The organism is Bradyrhizobium yuanmingense, assembly GCF_900094575.1.
GTDB classification, from domain to species: domain Bacteria; phylum Pseudomonadota; class Alphaproteobacteria; order Rhizobiales; family Xanthobacteraceae; genus Bradyrhizobium; species Bradyrhizobium yuanmingense.
This window is the reverse complement of the sequence record NZ_FMAE01000001.1, coordinates 616,521-635,006: the sequence shown is the minus strand read 5'-3', so window position 1 is coordinate 635,006 and position 18,486 is coordinate 616,521. Positions and strand designations below refer to the sequence as shown.

The window sequence follows — 18,486 nt, the reverse complement described above, 5'->3', positions numbered from 1 at the left end:
TTACAGCGCTGTTCCGCCGGGGTGAGCCAGCGCCTTCAATTCTCGGTCGACCTGCCGCAGGATTGCGCAGGCCTGCGCGAAACCGCCATCAGCGACGAGTTGCCAGATCCGGTCGGACTGCTCCACCAGGTGCGGAATCGTCAGCGGCAAGCTGGCTGCCTCCTGCAGCGCCCCCTTCTCGTTGATCAGATAGCGCTCGTTCAGTGCGAACAGCACCTGCGCGACGCAGGCGAGCGATCTGTAGAGGCAGCCCGCGACATGGGTCCTTTCGTTGCGTGCGGCCGCGAGCTCGGCATTTTCGATACTGAACAGGACTTCCCATTGGAAGCGCCGGATCAGGGCGCTGCGCAGTGGCTCCGGATAGGGAAGCGCGATCGACTTGAGCCGGGCAATCAGGCCGGTCGGATCGTGCAGCGGCTGACAATATGCGATCTCGCCCATCCAGATCGCCGAGCAGAAGCCATGCGGATGGCCGGGCTGGTAGTCCATGGTGACCGCGCCGGCGCCGCAGGATTTCATGACGGCCTCGACCGCGTCGGCGTCGCGGTAGAGCAGGTCGACCTTGCGGCCTTCCACCGAAAGCCAGGCGCCACCGACGATCCTGGGCCCCCATTCTCCGACGGGCGTCACCGTCGTGGCGGCGGGATCGTCCGCGATCGTCTTCGCGGCGGCCAGCAACCGTCCGGTGTCCAGCGCTGACTTGAAATAGAGTCCGATATCGTAGTCCGAGGCCGCGTGCGCGCGGCCCCGCGCGCGAGAGCCGCCGAGCACAACAGCTTGAACGCCAGGTACATCGGCAACAACGGATGCTAGGCGGGTGAGCAGCGGATCGTCCGGCATCAGGTGCGGTTCCCCGAAAGACTTGCGGCCGCGAGGGCCGGCGCGGTCGCTCCGCTGGCATTGAGGATGGTCGAGGAGTATAGTTTTGCAGTGTTTCAGACGGTAGCCAGAATGTTCGACCTTGCACGCTCATGCGCTCTTGCAGCTCTCGCCGTGTTCTGCCTCGACGGAGCGCCGGTTCACGCGCAAGTGGCGCCGCTGCGATATTGGATTCCCGGCGGGCCTTTCGGCCTTGGCGGCGCTGCCGGCCTGAGCTCCGACAGCTATGGCAACTTTGCGGGCTTCAACGCCGGAGAGGCCGATTGGCGTACGAGCTCTGCGAACGGCTTCTTCATCGGTCGCGAACGCGGCAATCTCGGATTGAGCGGCTTCAACCAGGCGGGCTCGCTCGGCAATTTCAGCGCGCTTTCTTATGACAGCACGCAATTCGGCTATCAGATGAAGACCGGCGGCGGCATGCCCGTCACCTTTTTCGCCGGCTTCGACACGCTGAAATACGGCAACGGCATCGGCAGCTCGCTGGCGCCGCTCACCTCCACCGCCGCGCCCGGCTATGGCGGGTTTGCGGGTGTCGAATTCAAGCCGACCTCAAATGTCAGCCTGTCGTTCGGCGTCGGCTACACCCAGCAGGATTCGGGCCGCATGGACAGCGATATCAGATCGAACATGCTGCCCGGCGAATCGCCGGCGCTGAGCGGCCTGCGACGCTAAGATCGCATCACCAGCTCCGGTGGACGCCGCAGCGATTTCGGCAGGCTTGGGCCGGTGCCGAAGCGCATTACGATGTCGGGGCGTCGTTCGCCGAGGCCGAGCCGGGTCGCGAATTGCTGCCTCAGTGCTGCGACCTCGACCGGCTGGTTGACGAAGGAATATTTCAGTCCCAGTGCGGTCGCCTGCAAGCCGAAGCGCTGGCAGGCGCGGCCGACCGCGATCCAGTGCGAGGTGTCGCTGCGATCGGCAGCAAGCACGACGACACCGGCCGAGCTGTCGAGCTGCTCGCGGTATTTCTTGTTTTCTCCGCTTTCGGTGAAGAACAGCTTCAGAAGCGGCCGGGCTATCCAGGACGGCAGCGCAGGATTTCCCGATGCGGGCGCGAACAACCCGTCCATGGTCGCGACCGCCTCTGCCTCGTTGAAGCGGATCCAGTCGACGAGCTCGCGCATGAAGGCCTTGTCGCGCATCTGCGCCGAATTGCCTTCGAGCACATAGTCGGCGACCTCAGCCATCCCGGCACGCTCGGTGATCAGGATCGCAGCGACGCCGGGTTGCCGGCAGGCGTTCTCGAGCTGGCGCAGCATCTCGGGCGCGGCAGGCTTGCCGGCGAAGGCCGCGCGGGTGCATTGCCTGACGGGAATTGCATCGGCCAGGGCCGATGCGGCAGGAGCGGCCTCGTCGAGCGTGATCACGATGCGATCGCCGTCGACGACCGGATCGGCGCGCCAGCCCAGCGTGGCCGCGGCGAGGATGAGGTTTTCGGCGGCACAGCCGAGACTGACGAAGAGATGATGATCGTCGGGATCGACGGCCGGACAGCGCCGCGCGACGTCAGGCGCAATCGTGATGACATTGCCGCGGACGGCGAAGATCCACGGCTGGGTGTTGTGGCTGTTGGCCGCAAGCGTCGCAAACCGGACCAGCTCGCGATCCCTGGGGGCTGGTCGCAGCGAAGCCCGTGACGAGCTGACGGCCTCGTCATAGGTCATCGCCGCCAGCGCGGCGGAAGGGCTGCCGATCGCTGCCGCAGAAAGCCCGAGCGCGGTCGTGATGAATTGTCGCCGGTTGGCCACGGACTTCCGCTCCACACCCCATGATGAGGCATTCTTAGCGCCAGGCGGCGCCGAGAAGATTGACCGGAATCAAGGTCGGCAGGATCACGATACGCCGGCGACCAGCGGACGCTGCAGGTGGCGGGCCATCAGGTCGGCGGCTTCGCTGTAGCGCCGCGCTTCCAGAACGTCGAGCAGGCGCAGATGCTCGCGCACGTGCCGCCTCATGCCGTCACGATCGGCGAAGCTGCGATAGGCGAACAGGCGCCTGATCGAGTTCACACGCTTGAGCGCTTCGAGGAAGAATGGATTGCCTGTTCCGCGGATGATCTCCTCGTGGAATTCGCAGCCGGAGTGAAAGATCTCGCCAATCGTCATCTTCTCGATTTCGCCGTCGAAGACCCGCTGTTGGCGCTCACGCAGGCGTGTGATCACCTCCTGGGGCAGCGCAAAGCCGGGCTGTGCGATCGCCGCCGGCTCGATCACCGCGCGAAACGCCTTGGCCTGCGCCTGCGCTTCGGGGCTCGAGACCGTCTCCGCGAAACGCCAGCCATAGCCGGGCAGGCGTGCGATCCAGCCCTCGGCGGCGATACGGTCCAGCAGCCGCTGCAACTCCGCGCGGCTCAGATCATAGCGGCGCAAGAGCTCCGCCTCCGTGACGTCGGCTGGGAGTCGGCTCGCGAGCACGTCCCCTGCGATGGCCGTATAAACCTGCTCGCCGCGCCTGACGGCCGCGAGCGCCGGTTGGGCGGCGCCGCTGGTCGGATTCTTCGCCAGCACGAAGCCGCGATGCGGCTCGCCGCGCGCCAGCCCCGCCGCTTCCAGGGCCTTCAGGCCGAGCCGGATCGGCGCGCGTGAAAGATCCAGCGCATCCGCAAGCCTTTGTTCGACCAAGCGGTCTCCGGCCTTCATGCCTTCGCGGCGGGCTAGCGCCATGATCAGGCCGGCGAGCTGCTCGGCCCGCTCGGAACCGTTCTTGTCGCTGCGCGGTCGGGAACTGTCGGTGGCGCTCATTGCAGTGCACGCAAGTTTTAGGGCTTGACAGACTGTCTCATGGATTGTTCTTTTATGCAACGATATACAATCGTCCCCAGGGAGACCCACATGGCCCGCGAGCCCGATGTCCACATTTGCGAGGTCGCGCCCCGCGATGGTCTTCAGAACCTGGACATCTTCGTTCCGACCGAGGCCAAATGCGCGTTGATCGACATGATCGCCGCCGCGGGCATACGCGAGATCGATGCCGGGTCGTTCGTCCCGCCGAAGGTCGTGCCGCAATTCGCCGACGTTGATGCGGTGATGGCGCATGCGCTCATGCACAAATCGACTCTCATCGGTGCGCTGGTGCCGAACCCGAAGGGCGCCGAGCGCGCCATCGGCGCCGGCGTCGACGCCGTCTATTTCGTCATCTCGGCCAGCGAGACGCACAACCGCGCAAACGTGCGCCGCTCGGTCGACGAGCAGGTCGAGGGGTTTCGCGCAGTCCGCGCTGCGATCGACGCCCAGCCGTTGGGGCAGCGGCCGCGCTTGATGGGGGCGATCTCCACCTCCTTCGGCTGCTCGCTGGAAGGGGAGGTGAGCGAAGCGGCGGTGTGCCGGGTTGCGCGCGCTTTTGCCGAAGCGCGTGCCGACGAGATCGGGCTTGCCGACACCGTCGGTTATGCGACGCCGAAATCGATCCGGCAGATCGTCGGGGCGGTGCAGCGCGAGCTCGGGTCGCAAATGACGCTGCGGCTGCATCTGCACGATACGCTCGGCGCCGGCCTGGCCAATGCCGTCGCCGGCCTTGAAGCGGGCATTCGCCGTTTCGATGCCGCCGTATCCGGCCTCGGCGGATGTCCCTTCGCTCCGGGCGCACGCGGTAACATCGTCACCGAGGATCTGGTGTTCATGCTGGAGCGCATGGGGCTCTCCACCGGCATCGACCTCGACCGCCTGATGCAGACCCGCGAGATTCTCGCCCGCCACATCCCCGCAGACCATCTGACCGGGCATCTGCACGAGGCCGGAATTCCCAAGCTCCTGCGGAGCGCGGCATGACCATGGCTGTGCGTGAGACGGGATCTGAGCTTCGTCCTTTGGCAGGCCTTCGGGTCATCGAGTTCAGTCAGATGGTGATGGGGCCGAGCTGCGGCTTGATCCTGGCCGATCTCGGTGCCGACGTGATCAAGGTCGAGCCGCCCAAGGGTGACCGTACCCGCGCCTTCAAGGGACCTGCCGCCGGCTTCTTTGCGACCTACAGCCGCAACAAGCGCAGCATCGCTCTGGACACGTCGACAGCGCAGGGCCAGGACATCGCACGCAGACTGCTCGAGCACAGCGACGTGCTGATCGAGAACTTCCGGCCGGGCCTGTTGAAGCGGATTGGTCTCGACTACGAGAGCGTCGCGGCTTTCGCACCGCGCCTGATCTATTGCTCGCTCAAGGGCTATCTGCCTGGTCCTTACGAGAACCGCCTGGCGCTCGACGAAGTCGTGCAGATGATGGGCGGCCTCGCCTACATGACCGGCTTGCCCGACAGGCCGATGCGCGCTGGCGCCTCGGTCAATGACGTCATGGGCGGCATGTTCGGTGTGATCGCGATCCAGGCCGCGCTCGCCGAGCGGCAGCGTACCGGCCGGGGCCGCTACATCCAGAGTGCGCTGTATGAGAACAACGTGTTCCTGATGGCCCAGGCGATGATGTGCGAGGTGGTCAGCGGGCAGCCATCGATCCCCTATTCGATCAAGGACAGCCCGTGGCCCGTCTACGACCTCTTCGACACCAGGGATGGCTCAAAACTGTTCGTCACCATCGTCGGTGAAGAGCAATGGGAAGCGTTCTGTCGCGCCTTCGATCGCGAAGCCTGGCTCTCCGATCCACGCTTTGCGACCAGCAATGGCCGGGTCGATCATCGCGGCTGGTTGATCCCGGAAATCGCGAATATCTTCAAGCAATGGGACAAGGCCGATCTCGCCGCGCGGCTCGAGCAGCTCGATCTGCCCTACGCACCGGTGAACAAGCCCGGCGATCTCTTCGATGATCCGCATCTCAACCAATCCGGCGGCCTGACCGACATCCGTTTGCCTGACGGTAATGAGGTCAAGACACCGCTGTTGCCGATTGCCATGGACGGAAAGCGGCTGTCCAACCGCTACGATCCACCCGGTATCGGCGAGCACAGCGGCGACATCCTGCGCGAGATCGGGATGTCGCCGGATGAGATCGAACAGCTGCGACAAGCAGGGACAATCAAGGTCCCGCCGTCCTGACGGACCGCGCGATTGAACAAGAACCAAGGGAGGAGGATCACATGAGCATTTCGAGACGCCAGGCGCTGTTCGCGGGGTCTGCATGGGCCGGCGCGTCACTGCTGCCGGGGCCATTGCGTGCGGAGGCCAAGCAGGTCTCGCTCGCTTTCGGGCCGGTGTCGCCGGTTTACGCCATCGGCATGATCGCGGAGCTGAAGGGGTACTTCAAGGACGAAGGACTCGATTCCAAGCTCGTTACCGGCAATGCCGGTACGTTCGGCCGGCAGACATTGGCGGCGGGGCAGGCGCTGTTCGCGCATGGCGATGCCAGCCATCCGCTCCAGCTCGGTGCGCGCGGCAAGCCCTGCAAGATGCTGCTCGCGACCGAGATGGTATGCTCCTACGCGAACATCGTGGTCCGGCAGGACCTCTACGAGAGCGGCATCAATTCGGTCGAGAAGCTCGCGGATTACAAGCGCCCCGACGACGCCAAGCCGATCGTTGCCGCGACCGCCATCGGGTCAGGCACCTGGGTGTACGGCACCTATGTGTTCGAAGCGCGTGGGCTCGGCAACAAGGTGAACTGGGTTGCGGGCGGCGGGCCCAACACGATGTTCCCATCGCTGCAGACCAAGCAGTTCGACGCCATCGTGGCGCCGCCGAGCTGGATCGTCGAGGTCGAGAAGAAGGGTTTTGGCCGGACGATCTACGACACGTCGAAGCCTGGCGTGTTCGAGAAGGATTTCGGCGGGACGTTGCCCGTGCTGGTGATCTACACGCTCCAGGGCACGGTCCAGCAGGACAAGGCGATGGTGCAGGCCTACATCAACGCGATCTACCGGGCGATGGCTTTTGTGAAGGCGGCGCCGCTCGCGGAGGTGCAGGCGCTGGTCACGCCGAAGTATTTTTCAGGGATAGATCCCGATGCCGTCAGCGCCGAGCTCGGCTTCGACAAGTCGACCTGGGCCTATGACGGCGTCATCGACAAGGCGTCGTTCGAGCGCGGCGCCAAGCCCTGGTACCGCAAGGGCACGGACATTCCCGAGACCAGGTACGAGGATGCGGTCGACATGAGCTTCCTTCAGGCGGCCAGGGCGAAATACAAATGATCGCCGCGCCAAGCCAGAGCCTCGCGCTCGCGCGCGACGAGGGTCGAGCAGCGGCTGCGCGCACGCGCATCGCCGTACAGGGTCTTGCCAAGCGCTTCAACGCGTCCGGACGCGAGTTCGTGGCGGTGGATGACGTTTCCTTCGAGGTCAAGCAGGGCGAGTTCGTCGCGCTGCTCGGTCCATCCGGCTGCGGCAAAAGCACCATTCTCAATATGGTCGCGGGGCTGTTGCCGCGCTCCGGCGGACGCATCCTGATTGACGGGGACACGGTCGAGACCGGCGAGGTCAACCCCAGGGTCGGCTACGTCTTCCAGCGCGATACGCTGTTTCCGTGGCGGACCGTGGAGCAGAACATCGGCTATGGGCTGGAGATCGCGGGAGTGCCAAAGAGCGAGCGCACCGGGCGCGTTGCCACGGCCGTCGAGAAGGCCGGCCTTGCAGGCTTTGCGCAGAGCTTCCCGCGCATGCTGTCCGGCGGCATGCGCCAGCGTGTCGCCTTGATGCGCACGCTGATCCTGGAGCCGGAGATCCTGCTGATGGACGAGCCGTTCGGTGCGCTCGACACCCACACCAAGCTCGAGATGCACAAGACGCTGCTGGAGATCTGGGAACGCGAGCGGCAGACCGTTCTGTTCGTGACGCACGATCTCGGCGAAGCCTTGACGCTGGCGAGCCGCATCATCCTGCTCTCGGCGCGCCCCGGGCGTCTCAAGGAAGACTTCGACGTCGCCATTCCGCGTCCGCGCGATCCCGTGGCCGTGCGCGAGACGGCCGAGTTCGCCCGGCTCTATTCCCACATCTGGCATTCCCTCGGCGAAGAATTCCGCCGCACCAGGGCCGACTGATCATGTCCAACAGCCGCACCGTCATCCTGTTCTGGCAATTGGCCATTCTCGCAGTGGTTCTCGTCGTCTGGCAATGGGGCTTCGAATGGAGCAAGACGCTGCTGCCGAAGGCCTACGTGCCGAAAATCCTCGATCCCTATTTCGTCGCCAAGCCGTCGCTGATCTGGCAGAGTTTCTTGCGGCTTGGCTGCTTCGCAGACGCGACCGGCTTTACCGCCTGTATCAAGGGCAGCGACAACAATCTATGGCTTGCCACACTCGTCACGTTGAAGAACACCTGGTGGGGCTTTCTGTTCGGCTCGGCGAGCGGGATCGCGGCCGGCCTGGTGCTCGGCCGTTCCGATTTCCTCTCTCGCGTGTTCAGCCCCTACATCGTGGCGCTCAACTCCATACCGCGCATTGCGCTGGTCCCGCTCGTCATCCTGATCTTTGGCCTCGGTGACCTCTCCAAGATCGCAACCGCCTGGCTCGTCGTGTTCTTCGTGGTGTTCTTCAATACCTTCGAAGGAACGCGTGCGGTCGACCGTGACCAGATCGCTGCCGCCCGCCTGCTCGGCGCCAGCGAATTCACGGTGCTGCGCACGGTCGTGATCCCGTCCGCGCTCGCCTGGGTGTTTGCCTCGCTCCTGCCGGCCGTTTCTTTCGCGCTGATCGGCGTCATTGTCGGCGAGTTCATCGGTGCCGAACGCGGTCTCGGCAAGCTCATCATCGAAGCCGAGGCGCGGGCCAATGCCAGCGAGATGATGGTGGCCATCTTCGTCATGATGTTCGTCGGCATCCTGCTGGCGATCGCGGTGCGTTCGCTGCAGTCCTACCTCTTGCGATGGCAGCCGCAATTCGAGGCTTCGGCGTAGCCCGCGTCAGCGGCTGAACCGCGCCACCAGCTCGACATGCGGCGTGTGGCGGAACTGGTCGACCGGTACCACGGACTCCAGCCGATAGCCGCCGTCGATCAAGAGCCGTGCGTCGCGGGCAAAGGTCGCGGCGTTGCAGGACACGGCGATCACGACCGGCACCTTGCTCGCCGCAAGCTTCAGAGCCTGCGCCTGCGCGCCCTGGCGCGGCGGGTCGAATACCACGGCGTCGAAGTCCCGCAGCTCCTGCGGCACCAGCGGGCGGCGGAACAGATCGCGCGGCTCGCACTTGATCGGCTTCAGGCCAGGCGTGCGCGCAGCTTTCGCCAGCGCCGCGATGGCGCCGGCGTCGCTGTCATAGGCTGCAACGCGCGCCTTCTCCGCGAGCCTGAGCGCAAACGGACCGACGCCGCAGAAGAGGTCGAGCACCTCCTTGGCCTTGCCGATGCGCTCTGCGACGAGTGCCGCAAGCGTCTCCTCGCCCGCCACCGTCGCCTGCAGGAACGAGCCCGGCGGCAGCGTCACCTCGGCGCGGCCCATCCTCACCGTCGGCGGCAGGCGTTGCAGCACCAGCTCGCCATGCCGTGTCAGCCGCGCCAGACGGTGCTGCTCGGCGACGCGCGACAGTGCGGTGACCAGCGCCGTCGGCAGCGGGCCCGAGCCGCGCACGTCGACATCGAGCCCGTTGGCGGTCGCGGTGACCTGGATGTCCAATGGCTTGGTCACCGGCATCTTGGACGTCAGCGGCTCGGCGAGTGCCCAGGCGGCATCGAGTGCGCCCTCGAGCGCGGGATCGAGGATCGGACAACGATGGATCGGGATGACGTCGTGCGAGCTCGCAGCCGAAAAGCCGACCTTGAGGATATCGTGCGTGCCGAACCGGCCGTGCAGCGTGATGCGTCGACGCCCGGCGCCGTGGGCGTCGACCAGCGGCGCCACCTCGCAATCGATGCCGGCCTGAGTCAGTGTTTCGATCACGATGTTGCGCTTCCAGGCCCGATACGGCTCGTTCGCCCAATGCTGGATGGCGCAGCCGCCACACACGCCGAAATGCGGACAGAACGGCTCGACGCGTTCCGGGCTGGCGACTTCAACTGCCAGCAGCTTGCGGCGGTCGGGATGATGGCCTGCGACGTGATCGACCTCGACGGTCTCGCCGCCGAGCGTGTAAGGCACGTAGATTGCTTCGCCGGCGTCGAGGCAGACGCCGTCGCCGCGATGGCCGACATGATCGATCGTGATGCGCTCAACCACGGCGCGCGCCCAGGAAGAATTCGATGTTGCCGTCGCCGCCCGTGATCGGCGAGGGGAATATCTCGATCTCGGTGCAGCCGAGCGAAGCCGCGAAGGCTGCGATGTCGTCGCAGATCTCCCGGTGCACGGCGGCATCGCGGATGATGCCCTTCTTGTTGTGCTTCCGCTCCGCCTCGAATTGCGGCTTGATCAGCGCCAGCAGGCTCATCGGCGCGGCTGCCAGCGACAGAGCTACCGGCAGCACTGATTTCAGCGAGATGAAGCTGACGTCGATGACGACGACATCGGGCCGCGCCGGCAGGCGCTTGCCCTCATAGCTGCGGATGTCGGTCTCCTCCATCGACACGATCTTGGGATGATCGCGCAGCGAGGGATGCAGCTGGCTGGTTCCGACATCGATGGCGAACACCAGGCTCGCGCCGTTCGCCAGCAGCACCTCGGTGAAGCCGCCGGTGGATGCGCCGACGTCGAGGCAGACATGGTCCTCGATCTCGATTCTGTACCGCTCCAGCGCCCCGGCGAGCTTGACGCCGCCGCGGGAGACGTAAGGGTGCGCCGGCTCGGCCTGGATCACCGCGTCCTCGGCAATCGTCTCCGACGGCTTTGCGACCTGCTTGTCGTCGGCCGTGACGAGGCCGGCCTCGATCGCCGCGCGGGCCCGCGCCCGGCTCTCGAACAGGCCGCGCTCGACCAGCAATACATCCGCGCGCTTGCGGGCAGGGGGCATCGGATCTCCGACGGACGACTAAAAAGCTTATGTAGCGATCAATCGCGCGGCCGCCATCCGGACGCAAGTCTCGAACGCGGTGAGATCGTGCCAGACGTCGGTCGGCATAGTGGCCGGCGTTACCAGCGGGCAGCCGTGCAGCTCCAGCGCATGGATCATCATGAGGTTGTCGACGAGGCCGAAATCTTCGACCGCCAGCCCCTGGGCATCGACCAGCCGACCATCCTCGGACACGACGTCCATGAAGCGACTGAGGCGGTCGGCATAGACGGCGCCATCGTTGGAATAAGCCAGGCAGAATTTGCGGCGGCCGGCCATGTAGCCGAGCTCGTAGACGGTGCCGGGATCGGCGCCGGCGCCCCGGAACGGGGTGAGGTTGGCGATGATCGCGTCGGCATCGTCCATCATCGCCTCGTTGCCGCAGAAAATCTGCCGCGAAGCGTCGCGCGCGGTGAGGTCGATCGCATTGTCGAGGGGGTAAAGGCCGGCGAGGCCATGAGCGGCGCAGATATCGACCTTGCGCCGGCCGATCTCGACGGCATCCGGCAGGAACACGTCGGGGCCTGCCAGATAGATTTTCATCGCACGACCGATTGAGAAGGCATCGGAGTTGCCGCGACGTTGGCGGTGCAAAACCTCTCCCAAGGGGAGAAGTCGCGCCGAAGGCGCGGGTGAGGGGTTACGTTCTCACGTGGGATCTGAGCCCCTCACCCGGATTGCACTGGACGATGCTTCGCATCGCCAGGAGCAATCCGACCTCTCCCTACGGGAGAGGTGGGGTTCAGCGTCTGCCGCGACAATCAAGCCAGCTTGACCGTCTCGGTCTTCACATCCTTGCCGAGCGCCTCGAACACCTTGGCGACGATGCCCTTGGCGTCGAGGCCGGCGCGGGCGTACATGGCGGCCGGGGTGTCGTGATCCTGGAACACGTCGGGCAGCACCATCGAGCGGAACTTGACCATGCCGGTGTCGAGCACGCCCTGATCGGTCAGGTATTGCGCGACATGCGAGCCGAAGCCGCCGATCGAGCCTTCCTCGATCGTGATCAGGATCTCGTGGTCGCGCGCGAGCTTGAGGACCAGCTCGGTGTCGAGCGGCTTCATGAAGCGCGCATCGGCGATCGTGGTCGACAGGCCGTGGGCGGCGAGCTCGTCGGCGGCCTTCTCGCATTCGGCGAGACGGGTGCCGAAGGAGAGCAGCGCGATCTTGCTGCCCTGGCGGATCACGCGGCCCTTGCCGATCTCGAGCGGAATGCCGACCTCGGGCATCTCGATGCCGCGGCCTTCGCCGCGCGGATAGCGCAGCGAGCTCGGACGGTCGTCGATCGCAACCTGGGTCGCCACCATGTGCACCAGCTCGGCTTCATCCGCCGCCGCCATGATCACCATGTTGGGCAGGCAGCCGAGATAGGCGTTGTCGAACGAGCCGGCATGGGTCGCACCGTCGGCGCCGACGAGGCCGGCGCGATCGATGGCGAAGCGGACGGGCAGGCTCTGGATCGCGACGTCGTGGACGATCTGGTCGTAGCCGCGCTGCAGGAAGGTCGAGTAGATCGCGCAGAACGGCTTGTAGCCTTCGGTCGCAAGGCCCGCGGCAAAGGTCACCGCGTGCTGCTCGGCGATGCCGACGTCGAAGGTGCGGTCGGGGAAGGCCTTGTTGAAGATGTCGACACCGGTGCCGGACGGCATCGCCGCGGTGATGGCGACGATCTTGTCGTCCTTCTGCGCTTCCTTGACGAGGCTCTGGCCGAACACGTTCTGATAGGCCGGCGCGTTCGGCTTGGCCTTGGCCTGCGTACCGGTCGCGACGTCGAACTTGACGACGGCGTGATACTTGTCGGCGGAGGCTTCCGCCGGGCCGTAGCCCTTGCCCTTCTGCGTCACGACGTGGACCAGGATCGGACCGGTCTCCATGTCGCGGACGTTCTTCAGCACGGGCAGGAGATGGTCGAGGTTGTGGCCGTCGATCGGGCCGACATAGTAGAAGCCGAGCTCCTCGAACAGCGTGCCGCCGTCCATCATGAAGCCGCGGGAATATTCCTCGACGCGATTGGCGCGGTTGGCGAGGATCTTGGGCAGGCGCTTGTTGATCTGCTTGGCCGCATCGCGCAGCGTGCGATAGGTCTTGCCGGAATAGAGGCGCGACAGATAAGCGCTCATGGCGCCGACCGGCGGCGCGATCGACATGTCGTTGTCGTTGAGAATGACGATCAGGCGCGAGTTCATCGCCCCCGCATTGTTCATGGCCTCATAGGCCATGCCGGCCGACATCGCGCCGTCACCGATCACGGCGATAACGTTGTTCTTGCCGCCGGAGAGGTCGCGCGCCACGGCCATGCCGAGGCCGGCGGAGATCGAGGTCGAGGAATGCGCCGCGCCGAACGGATCGTAGTCGCTCTCGCTGCGCTTGGTGAAGCCGGACAGGCCGCCGCCGGTGCGCAGCGTGCGGATGCGGTCGCGCCGGCCGGTGAGGATCTTGTGCGGATAGGCCTGGTGGCCGACGTCCCAGATCAGCCGGTCGCGCGGCGTATCGAAGACGTAATGGATCGCGGTGGTGAGCTCGACCACGCCGAGGCCCGCGCCGAAGTGACCGCCGGTCACCGAGACGGCATCGATGGTCTCCTGCCGCAGCTCGTCGGCAACCTGGCGAACCTGCTCGACCTTGAGCTTGCGCAGATCTTCCGGCGTCCGGATGGTGTCGAGAAGCGGCGTCTTACTGTATGCGTTCACGGCGATTTCCAATTTGTCAGCACCGGAAGGTCATTCCGGTGCGCGATGGGTTTGCACAATATCGGCGCAGCGCGAGTCCTATAACCGTCGGAGCCACCTGCACGGGGCAAGGCCCCGCCTTCAAGCTTAGGTAAGCTTAAGTGTGCTCCGGTTCAGTCTCTGTGATCCCTGTCACTTAGTTCGGCTTCGTCCGTCCCAAGCCAATTTCATCAGCAGTTTGAAGCACTTGTCGTCGGTAATCGGTGCCCACGCAAGGCTTACAAAAAGCCACACTCCGCGCAGCTTTACACCAAAGCTTAGGCCGAAGCCAACCCGCTGGGCCGATTAGGGGTATGCAGGTGCAACTCGCGGACCAGAAGTGGTTAACCTCGGGGCGGGGTAAGGGGTTCCGGCCTTGCTCGGTTCTTGGCAGGCTTTTTGGCCCGAGTATGGGCTTTTCTAGCTCTCAACGACCCGATTCGAAGGCAGGGACGTATCCACCGCCAGGGAACCGCATGCCGGCCGGGAGCTGCGCACTGCGATAAGGGACGCAGCGGCCACGCTTACCGCGAAGACATTCTACGCGGACCTGCGTCGCGGTCTTGCGCGGCCCTGCGGGGGCAGAAGACTGAGCGGGAGAGCACTCTTATTACTGGACGTCGAGCGGCGCAGTGCCGGTGGCCTGGCCGCTGGCATCGGTGGTGATCTTGTCGACGCGCGCCTCGGCCTGGCGCAACAATTCCTCGCAGCGCCGCTTCAGGGCCTCGCCGCGCTCGTAGATCGTCACGGATTCCTCGAGCGGCACCTTGCCGTCCTCGAGCCGCTTCACGATCGTTTCGAGTTCCTCGATCGCGCGCTCGAAGGTGAGCCTGGAGACGTCGACTTGAGTGTTTTCGGCCATATCCGTTTCCGATTGCCCGATTCGCTTCACCTTTGAGAAAGCAGAGTTTTACGGGCGTAATGTGGCGGGTGGGTCAAGCGCCCATCAGGGCGCCGACATGCGCCGTAACAGATTCTTTCAGTCCCTGCAGGTCATAGCCGCCCTCGAGCACCGAAACAATGCGGCCGCCGGCGGTCTTGTCGGCGAGATCCATCAGCTTGCGCGTCACCCAGGCATAGTCCTCCGCGCGCAGGTTGAGCGAAGCCAGGGGATCGCGATAATGCGCGTCGAAGCCGGCCGAGATGATCAAGAGCTCCGGGCTGAATTTCTCGAGCTGCGGCAGGATCAGATTCTCGAACGCGACGCGGAATTCCGGGCCGCCGTCCTCGGAGGCGAGCGGCGCATTGACGATGGTGTCGTGATCGCCGCGCTCGCTTTTGGCGCCGGTGCCCGGAAACAGCGGCATCTGGTGCGTCGAGCAGTACATCACGGTCGGGTCCGACCAGAAGATGTCCTGCGTGCCGTTGCCGTGATGCACGTCGAAGTCGACGATGGCCGCGCGCTTGATGCCGTATTTGCGCTGGGCGTGGCGCGCGGCGATCGCGACGTTGTCGAAGAAGCAGAAGCCCATCGGCTTGCCGATCTCGGCGTGATGTCCGGGCGGGCGGACCGCGACGAAGGCGTTGCGATGCTCGCCGGCCATCACCGCTTCGGTCGCCGCAACCGCGCCGCCGACGCCGCGCATCACCGCCTCCCACGTGCCGGGGGACATCGAGGTGTCGCCGTCGATGTAGACCTGACCGCTGGTGGGCGCGATGTGGCGCAGCTCGGTGACGTAATGCTCGTTGTGGCAGAGCGTGACGAGATCGAGATCGCCCTCAGGCGCCTCCTCGCGCGCCAGGAACTGGAAGCGCTCATGCGACAACGCTTCCTCCACCGCGCGCAGGCGATCCGGCCTCTCAGGGTGTCCCGGCGGCGTGACATGGTCGAGGCAGGCCTTGTGGGAAAGGAGAAGCGTGCTCATCAGGTCGGCCTCACGGAAAACGGGCTTTTGCCGTCGTTGGCGCATCCGGCGCCAAAACGCAATGCAAAATCCAATCTAAGCGCTTGGCCGGGAATGGCAAAGGGCTGCCCGCTTGATCCGGATCAATTCACCCGCAGGATGCGCCGGGGCGGCAGCGGACCGACCGGCCCGTGCGCCCGGAAGAACGCGAACAGCGCGTCCGCATCGTAACCGCCGTATTGTGGCGCGGTGCCCTGTTTGGCGACGGTAAACCCGTCTCCGCCGACGGCGAGGTAATCGTTGAGCGTGACGCGGTAGCCGCTTCCTGGCTCGATCGGCCTGCCGTTGAGTGTCATCTTCTCCAGGCTGACGCGCTCGCCGAACGGTTTTGAAGCATCCCAGGTATAGCTGAAGCCGTTCGACACCTGGAGAATCCGCGGCCGCTTCGGGTCCAGCCATTGCTGCTCGAGCAAGTCCTTGAGCTGGCTGCCCGTCAGCGTCATGGTGACAAGACGATTGCGGAACGGCTGGCTGGCGAAGACGTCGCCGAACGTGATCGCGCCATTCTCCTTCGGAACGATGTCGGTGCGGATGCCGCCGGGATTGGTGAGCGCGATGACAGCGCTGCCATCCTTCGCATCGCGCGTTGCGAGCAATTGCGCGTCGGCGATGATATCGCCGAGCGCGCTTTCGCCGGCCTCGTTCGGCACGCGCGACAATGTCTGCGTCACTGAGCCGGCGGGCCGGTTGGCGATCGGCGCGGAGAGCTTGTCGTAGGCGTCGATCAACGCGGTCTGCTCGGGATCCCTGGCCAGCGAAGCATTGGCGACGATGACGTTCTCGGCCTTGGCGGCGACGATATCGCGAGTCACAGGATCGAGCTTGAGGTCGATCGCGGTGACGAGTGTGCCGTATTTGTCGCCGCTAGTGACGAGCCGCCCGTCGATATTGCAGATGTAGGCGCGATGGGTGTGGCCGCTGACGACGACGTCGACGGCAGGATTGAACTTCCTGACTATGTCGACGATCGGTCCCGTGATGGCAGGGCATTCATTGTAGTCGCCGGCGGGCTCGCCGCCCTGGTGGATCAGCACCACTATCGCTTCGACGCCGCGCGACTTCAGCTGCGGCACCAGCGCGTTCACCGTCTCGGCCTCGTCGCGGAATTCGAGCCCGGCGATGCCCGCTGGCGAGACGATGCCGGCGGTCTCCTTCAACGTCAGGCCGATGAAGCCGACGGGGATGCCGTCGAACTCCCTGATCTCGTAGGGCGGCAGCACGCTCTTGCCGGTCGCGGTCTCGACGGTGGAGGCCGCGAGATAACGGAATTCGGCGCCCGTGAAGGGATGCGGCCCCTGGCAGCCGTCGACGGGATGACAGCCGCCGTTCTGCATGCGCAGAAGCTCGGTGTTGCCCTCGTCGAATTCGTGATTGCCGACCGAGCTGATCGCAAGGCCCATCATCGAGAGCGCCTCGATCGAGGGCTCGTCGTGAAACATCGCCGACAGAAACGGGCTCGCGCCGATCAGGTCGCCTGCGGCGACGAAGATGGCGTTCTTGTGTCCTTCGCGCAGCTGCTTCAGCAGCGTCGCCATGTACTCGGCGCCGCCGGCCGCCACCGTCACCTTCTTGGACTTGTCCTCGGGGTCGTTGATGCGGATGCCGCCCGGCGGCGGCCGCAGATGGCCATGGAAATCGTTGATCGCGAGAATGCGCAGCTCGACGGGGGCTGCGCTCTGGGCCGCAGCGGGGAGGGTGCCGGTGAGAGCGAGGACGAAGCAAGCCAGGCGGAGAAGATGTCGCATGGAGTTAGACTATTCGTTCGGCGCGAAGATTTCACGAAGGTTGTTGTCGTCATTTTTGAGGCACGCGCAGCGTCGTTCCCCCGACAATCCCATCATCGCACGAGCCATGCCGCTCGATGAATGCCAGGTCCGCTACGTGCCGCAACAATTAGCTACAATGTTTCATTTGAAAAACCGCTGGTTGTGGGGCACGATCCGGCCCCGTTCGCTTCAGACAGACCGTCAGATTCATGATTGCCGCCCCCCGGATCGACGAATCCTCACCGTATTATCGCGGCTGGCGGGTCGTGCTGGCGTGCTTCCTGATGGCCTTCTTCATGTTCGGCTTCGGCCTCTACGGCCAAGGCGTCTATCTCGCCGAGTTGCAGCGCGCTCACGGCTGGCCGGGCACGCTGATCTCCGCGGCCAGCACCTTCTCGTTTCTCCTGACCTCCGTGCTCGTCATCTTCACCGATGACCTGCTCGAGCGCATCGGGCTGCGCGCGCTGATCCTGTGCGGCGTGTCGGCGCTCGGCGCTTCGACCGTGCTGCTGGCGCTGGTGCAGACGCCCTGGCAGCTTTATCTCGCCTATGCGCTGATGTCGGTCGGCTGGACCGGCATGGGCACGGTGGTGATCGCGACCGTGCTGAATTCCTGGTTCGAGCAGCGGCGCGGGCTTGCGCTCAGCCTTGCCTTCAACGGCGCGACTTGCGGCGGCATCATTCTCGTCCCGCTGCTGCTGTCGCTGACCGGCAGCATCGGCTTCCGTTCCGCGATGCTGGCGGCGACCCTCGCGATGATGGTGCTGGTGCTGCCGGCGGTCGTGACCTTCATCGGCTGGCCCGCAGGCATGGCGCCTGCAGCGGGCGGACGTTCCTCCGGCTCCTCAGCGCCGGTTCGCTCGCGCAAGGCGGTGCTCGCCAACGCGGCGTTCTGGACCATGGTGCTGCCGATCGCGTTCGCGCTGCTGGCGCAGATGGGTTTCATCGTCCACCAGGTGACGTTTCTCGAGCCGCTGATCGGCCGCTCCGCCGCAGGGCTTGCCGTCACGATCATGGCGGCGATGGCGATCGTCGGGCGCCTCTCGCTCGGCCTGTTCGTCGACCGGCTCGATGCCCGGCTCGCCTGTGCGGTTTCGATGACGAGCCAGGCGGCTGCGCTGTTCGTGGCTCTGCAAAGCACGAGCCCGACCGTGCTGCTGGCCTGCTGCGCCGTCTACGGCTTCTCGATGGGGAACATGATCACGTTCCCGCCCTTGATCATCCAGCGCGAGATCGGTGCTTCGGCCTTCGCGACCGCGGTGGGCTTGGGCACCTCGATCAGCGGCATCGTCAGCGCCTTCGGCCCCGGTGTCGTCGGTCTCGTGCGGAGCGTTACGGGCAATTACACGACGGCGTTTGCGATCTGCGTGGTGCTCGATCTCGCCGCGGCGGGCGTGGTGCTGTGGCGGCCGGGGAGAAGGGCTCAGGTCGCAGCTTTGTAGCC

17 protein-coding genes are annotated in these 18,486 nt (G+C 65.2%); 7 read left to right on the top strand and 10 right to left on the bottom strand.

Going from position 1 to position 18,486, the window contains the following annotated elements; translation table 11 throughout:
* Entirely contained in the window at window positions 1–840 is an 840-nt protein-coding gene (locus GA0061099_RS02815) for a nucleotidyltransferase domain-containing protein (protein ID WP_036026135.1), read from the bottom strand.
* A gap of 111 nt (window positions 841–951) precedes the next feature.
* On the opposite strand from GA0061099_RS02815, the gene GA0061099_RS02810 reads away from it, so the two are divergent.
* Complete coding sequence (locus GA0061099_RS02810) at window positions 952–1,551, top strand: hypothetical protein (protein ID WP_036026134.1); 600 nt, start codon at window positions 952–954, stop codon at window positions 1,549–1,551.
* On the opposite strand, the gene GA0061099_RS02805 is transcribed toward GA0061099_RS02810, so the two are convergent.
* Window positions 1,548–2,627: an Acg family FMN-binding oxidoreductase gene (locus tag GA0061099_RS02805; RefSeq protein ID WP_167361643.1), complete on the bottom strand. Its 1,080-nt coding sequence runs from the start codon at window positions 2,625–2,627 to the stop codon at window positions 1,548–1,550. The two genes, GA0061099_RS02810 and GA0061099_RS02805, sit on opposite strands and share 4 nt — an antisense overlap.
* Before the next feature lie 84 nt (window positions 2,628–2,711).
* The gene (locus GA0061099_RS02800; RefSeq protein ID WP_051056869.1) at window positions 2,712–3,620 is read right to left on the bottom strand and encodes a GntR family transcriptional regulator; all 909 of its coding nucleotides are present in this window, start codon (window positions 3,618–3,620) and stop codon (window positions 2,712–2,714) included.
* A 90-nt stretch (window positions 3,621–3,710) separates the two neighbouring features.
* Here GA0061099_RS02800 and GA0061099_RS02795 point away from each other — a divergent pair, with 90 nt between their 5' ends.
* Genes GA0061099_RS02795 through GA0061099_RS02775 form a run of 5 tightly spaced genes read left to right on the top strand, consistent with a single transcriptional unit; the run spans window position 3,711 to window position 8,644 of the window.
* A complete protein-coding gene (locus GA0061099_RS02795) occupies window positions 3,711–4,646 on the top strand; it encodes a hydroxymethylglutaryl-CoA lyase (protein WP_036004099.1) in 936 nt (311 codons plus the stop codon).
* Entirely contained in the window at window positions 4,643–5,857 is a 1,215-nt protein-coding gene (locus GA0061099_RS02790; RefSeq protein WP_050995965.1) for a CaiB/BaiF CoA transferase family protein, read from the top strand. The genes GA0061099_RS02795 and GA0061099_RS02790 overlap by 4 nt, the downstream gene beginning before the upstream one ends.
* Before the next feature lie 41 nt (window positions 5,858–5,898).
* Window positions 5,899–6,945, top strand: coding sequence for an ABC transporter substrate-binding protein (locus GA0061099_RS02785; protein ID WP_036026121.1), 1,047 nt, complete (start codon window positions 5,899–5,901; stop codon window positions 6,943–6,945).
* A complete protein-coding gene (locus GA0061099_RS02780) occupies window positions 6,942–7,790 on the top strand; it encodes an ABC transporter ATP-binding protein (RefSeq protein ID WP_036026119.1) in 849 nt (282 codons plus the stop codon). Before GA0061099_RS02785 ends, GA0061099_RS02780 begins: the two co-directional genes overlap by 4 nt.
* Window positions 7,791–7,792: 2 nt before the next feature.
* Window positions 7,793–8,644, top strand: a complete 852-nt coding sequence (locus tag GA0061099_RS02775) for an ABC transporter permease (RefSeq protein ID WP_036004112.1) — start codon at window positions 7,793–7,795, stop codon at window positions 8,642–8,644.
* Window positions 8,645–8,650: 6 nt separating this feature from the next.
* Here GA0061099_RS02775 and GA0061099_RS02770 read toward each other — a convergent pair whose 3' ends face one another.
* The 7 genes from GA0061099_RS02770 to GA0061099_RS02740 form a co-directional block, all read right to left on the bottom strand.
* A complete protein-coding gene (locus GA0061099_RS02770; RefSeq protein ID WP_074447524.1) occupies window positions 8,651–9,898 on the bottom strand; it encodes a class I SAM-dependent RNA methyltransferase in 1,248 nt (415 codons plus the stop codon).
* Window positions 9,891–10,625, bottom strand: a complete 735-nt coding sequence (locus GA0061099_RS02765) for a TlyA family RNA methyltransferase (protein WP_036026116.1) — start codon at window positions 10,623–10,625, stop codon at window positions 9,891–9,893. The genes GA0061099_RS02770 and GA0061099_RS02765 overlap by 8 nt, the downstream gene beginning before the upstream one ends.
* A gap of 27 nt (window positions 10,626–10,652) precedes the next feature.
* Complete coding sequence (locus GA0061099_RS02760) at window positions 10,653–11,207, bottom strand: nucleoside 2-deoxyribosyltransferase (RefSeq protein ID WP_036026115.1); 555 nt, start codon at window positions 11,205–11,207, stop codon at window positions 10,653–10,655.
* Between the two features lie 218 nt (window positions 11,208–11,425).
* Window positions 11,426–13,354, bottom strand: a complete 1,929-nt coding sequence (gene dxs, locus GA0061099_RS02755; protein ID WP_036004129.1) for a 1-deoxy-D-xylulose-5-phosphate synthase — start codon at window positions 13,352–13,354, stop codon at window positions 11,426–11,428.
* Window positions 13,355–13,982: 628 nt separating this feature from the next.
* Window positions 13,983–14,234: an exodeoxyribonuclease VII small subunit gene (locus tag GA0061099_RS02750; protein WP_008132970.1), complete on the bottom strand. Its 252-nt coding sequence runs from the start codon at window positions 14,232–14,234 to the stop codon at window positions 13,983–13,985.
* Window positions 14,235–14,307: 73 nt separating this feature from the next.
* Window positions 14,308–15,237 (bottom strand): histone deacetylase family protein, encoded by a 930-nt coding sequence (locus GA0061099_RS02745; RefSeq protein ID WP_036026127.1) that lies wholly within the window; start codon window positions 15,235–15,237, stop codon window positions 14,308–14,310.
* Window positions 15,238–15,359: 122 nt separating this feature from the next.
* Complete coding sequence (locus tag GA0061099_RS02740) at window positions 15,360–17,021, bottom strand: bifunctional metallophosphatase/5'-nucleotidase (RefSeq protein ID WP_074447523.1); 1,662 nt, start codon at window positions 17,019–17,021, stop codon at window positions 15,360–15,362.
* A 230-nt stretch (window positions 17,022–17,251) separates the two neighbouring features.
* On the opposite strand from GA0061099_RS02740, the gene GA0061099_RS02735 reads away from it, so the two are divergent.
* Window positions 17,252–18,484 (top strand): MFS transporter, encoded by a 1,233-nt coding sequence (locus tag GA0061099_RS02735; protein ID WP_036026102.1) that lies wholly within the window; start codon window positions 17,252–17,254, stop codon window positions 18,482–18,484.
* The last annotated feature ends 2 nt before the right edge of the window (window positions 18,485–18,486 follow it).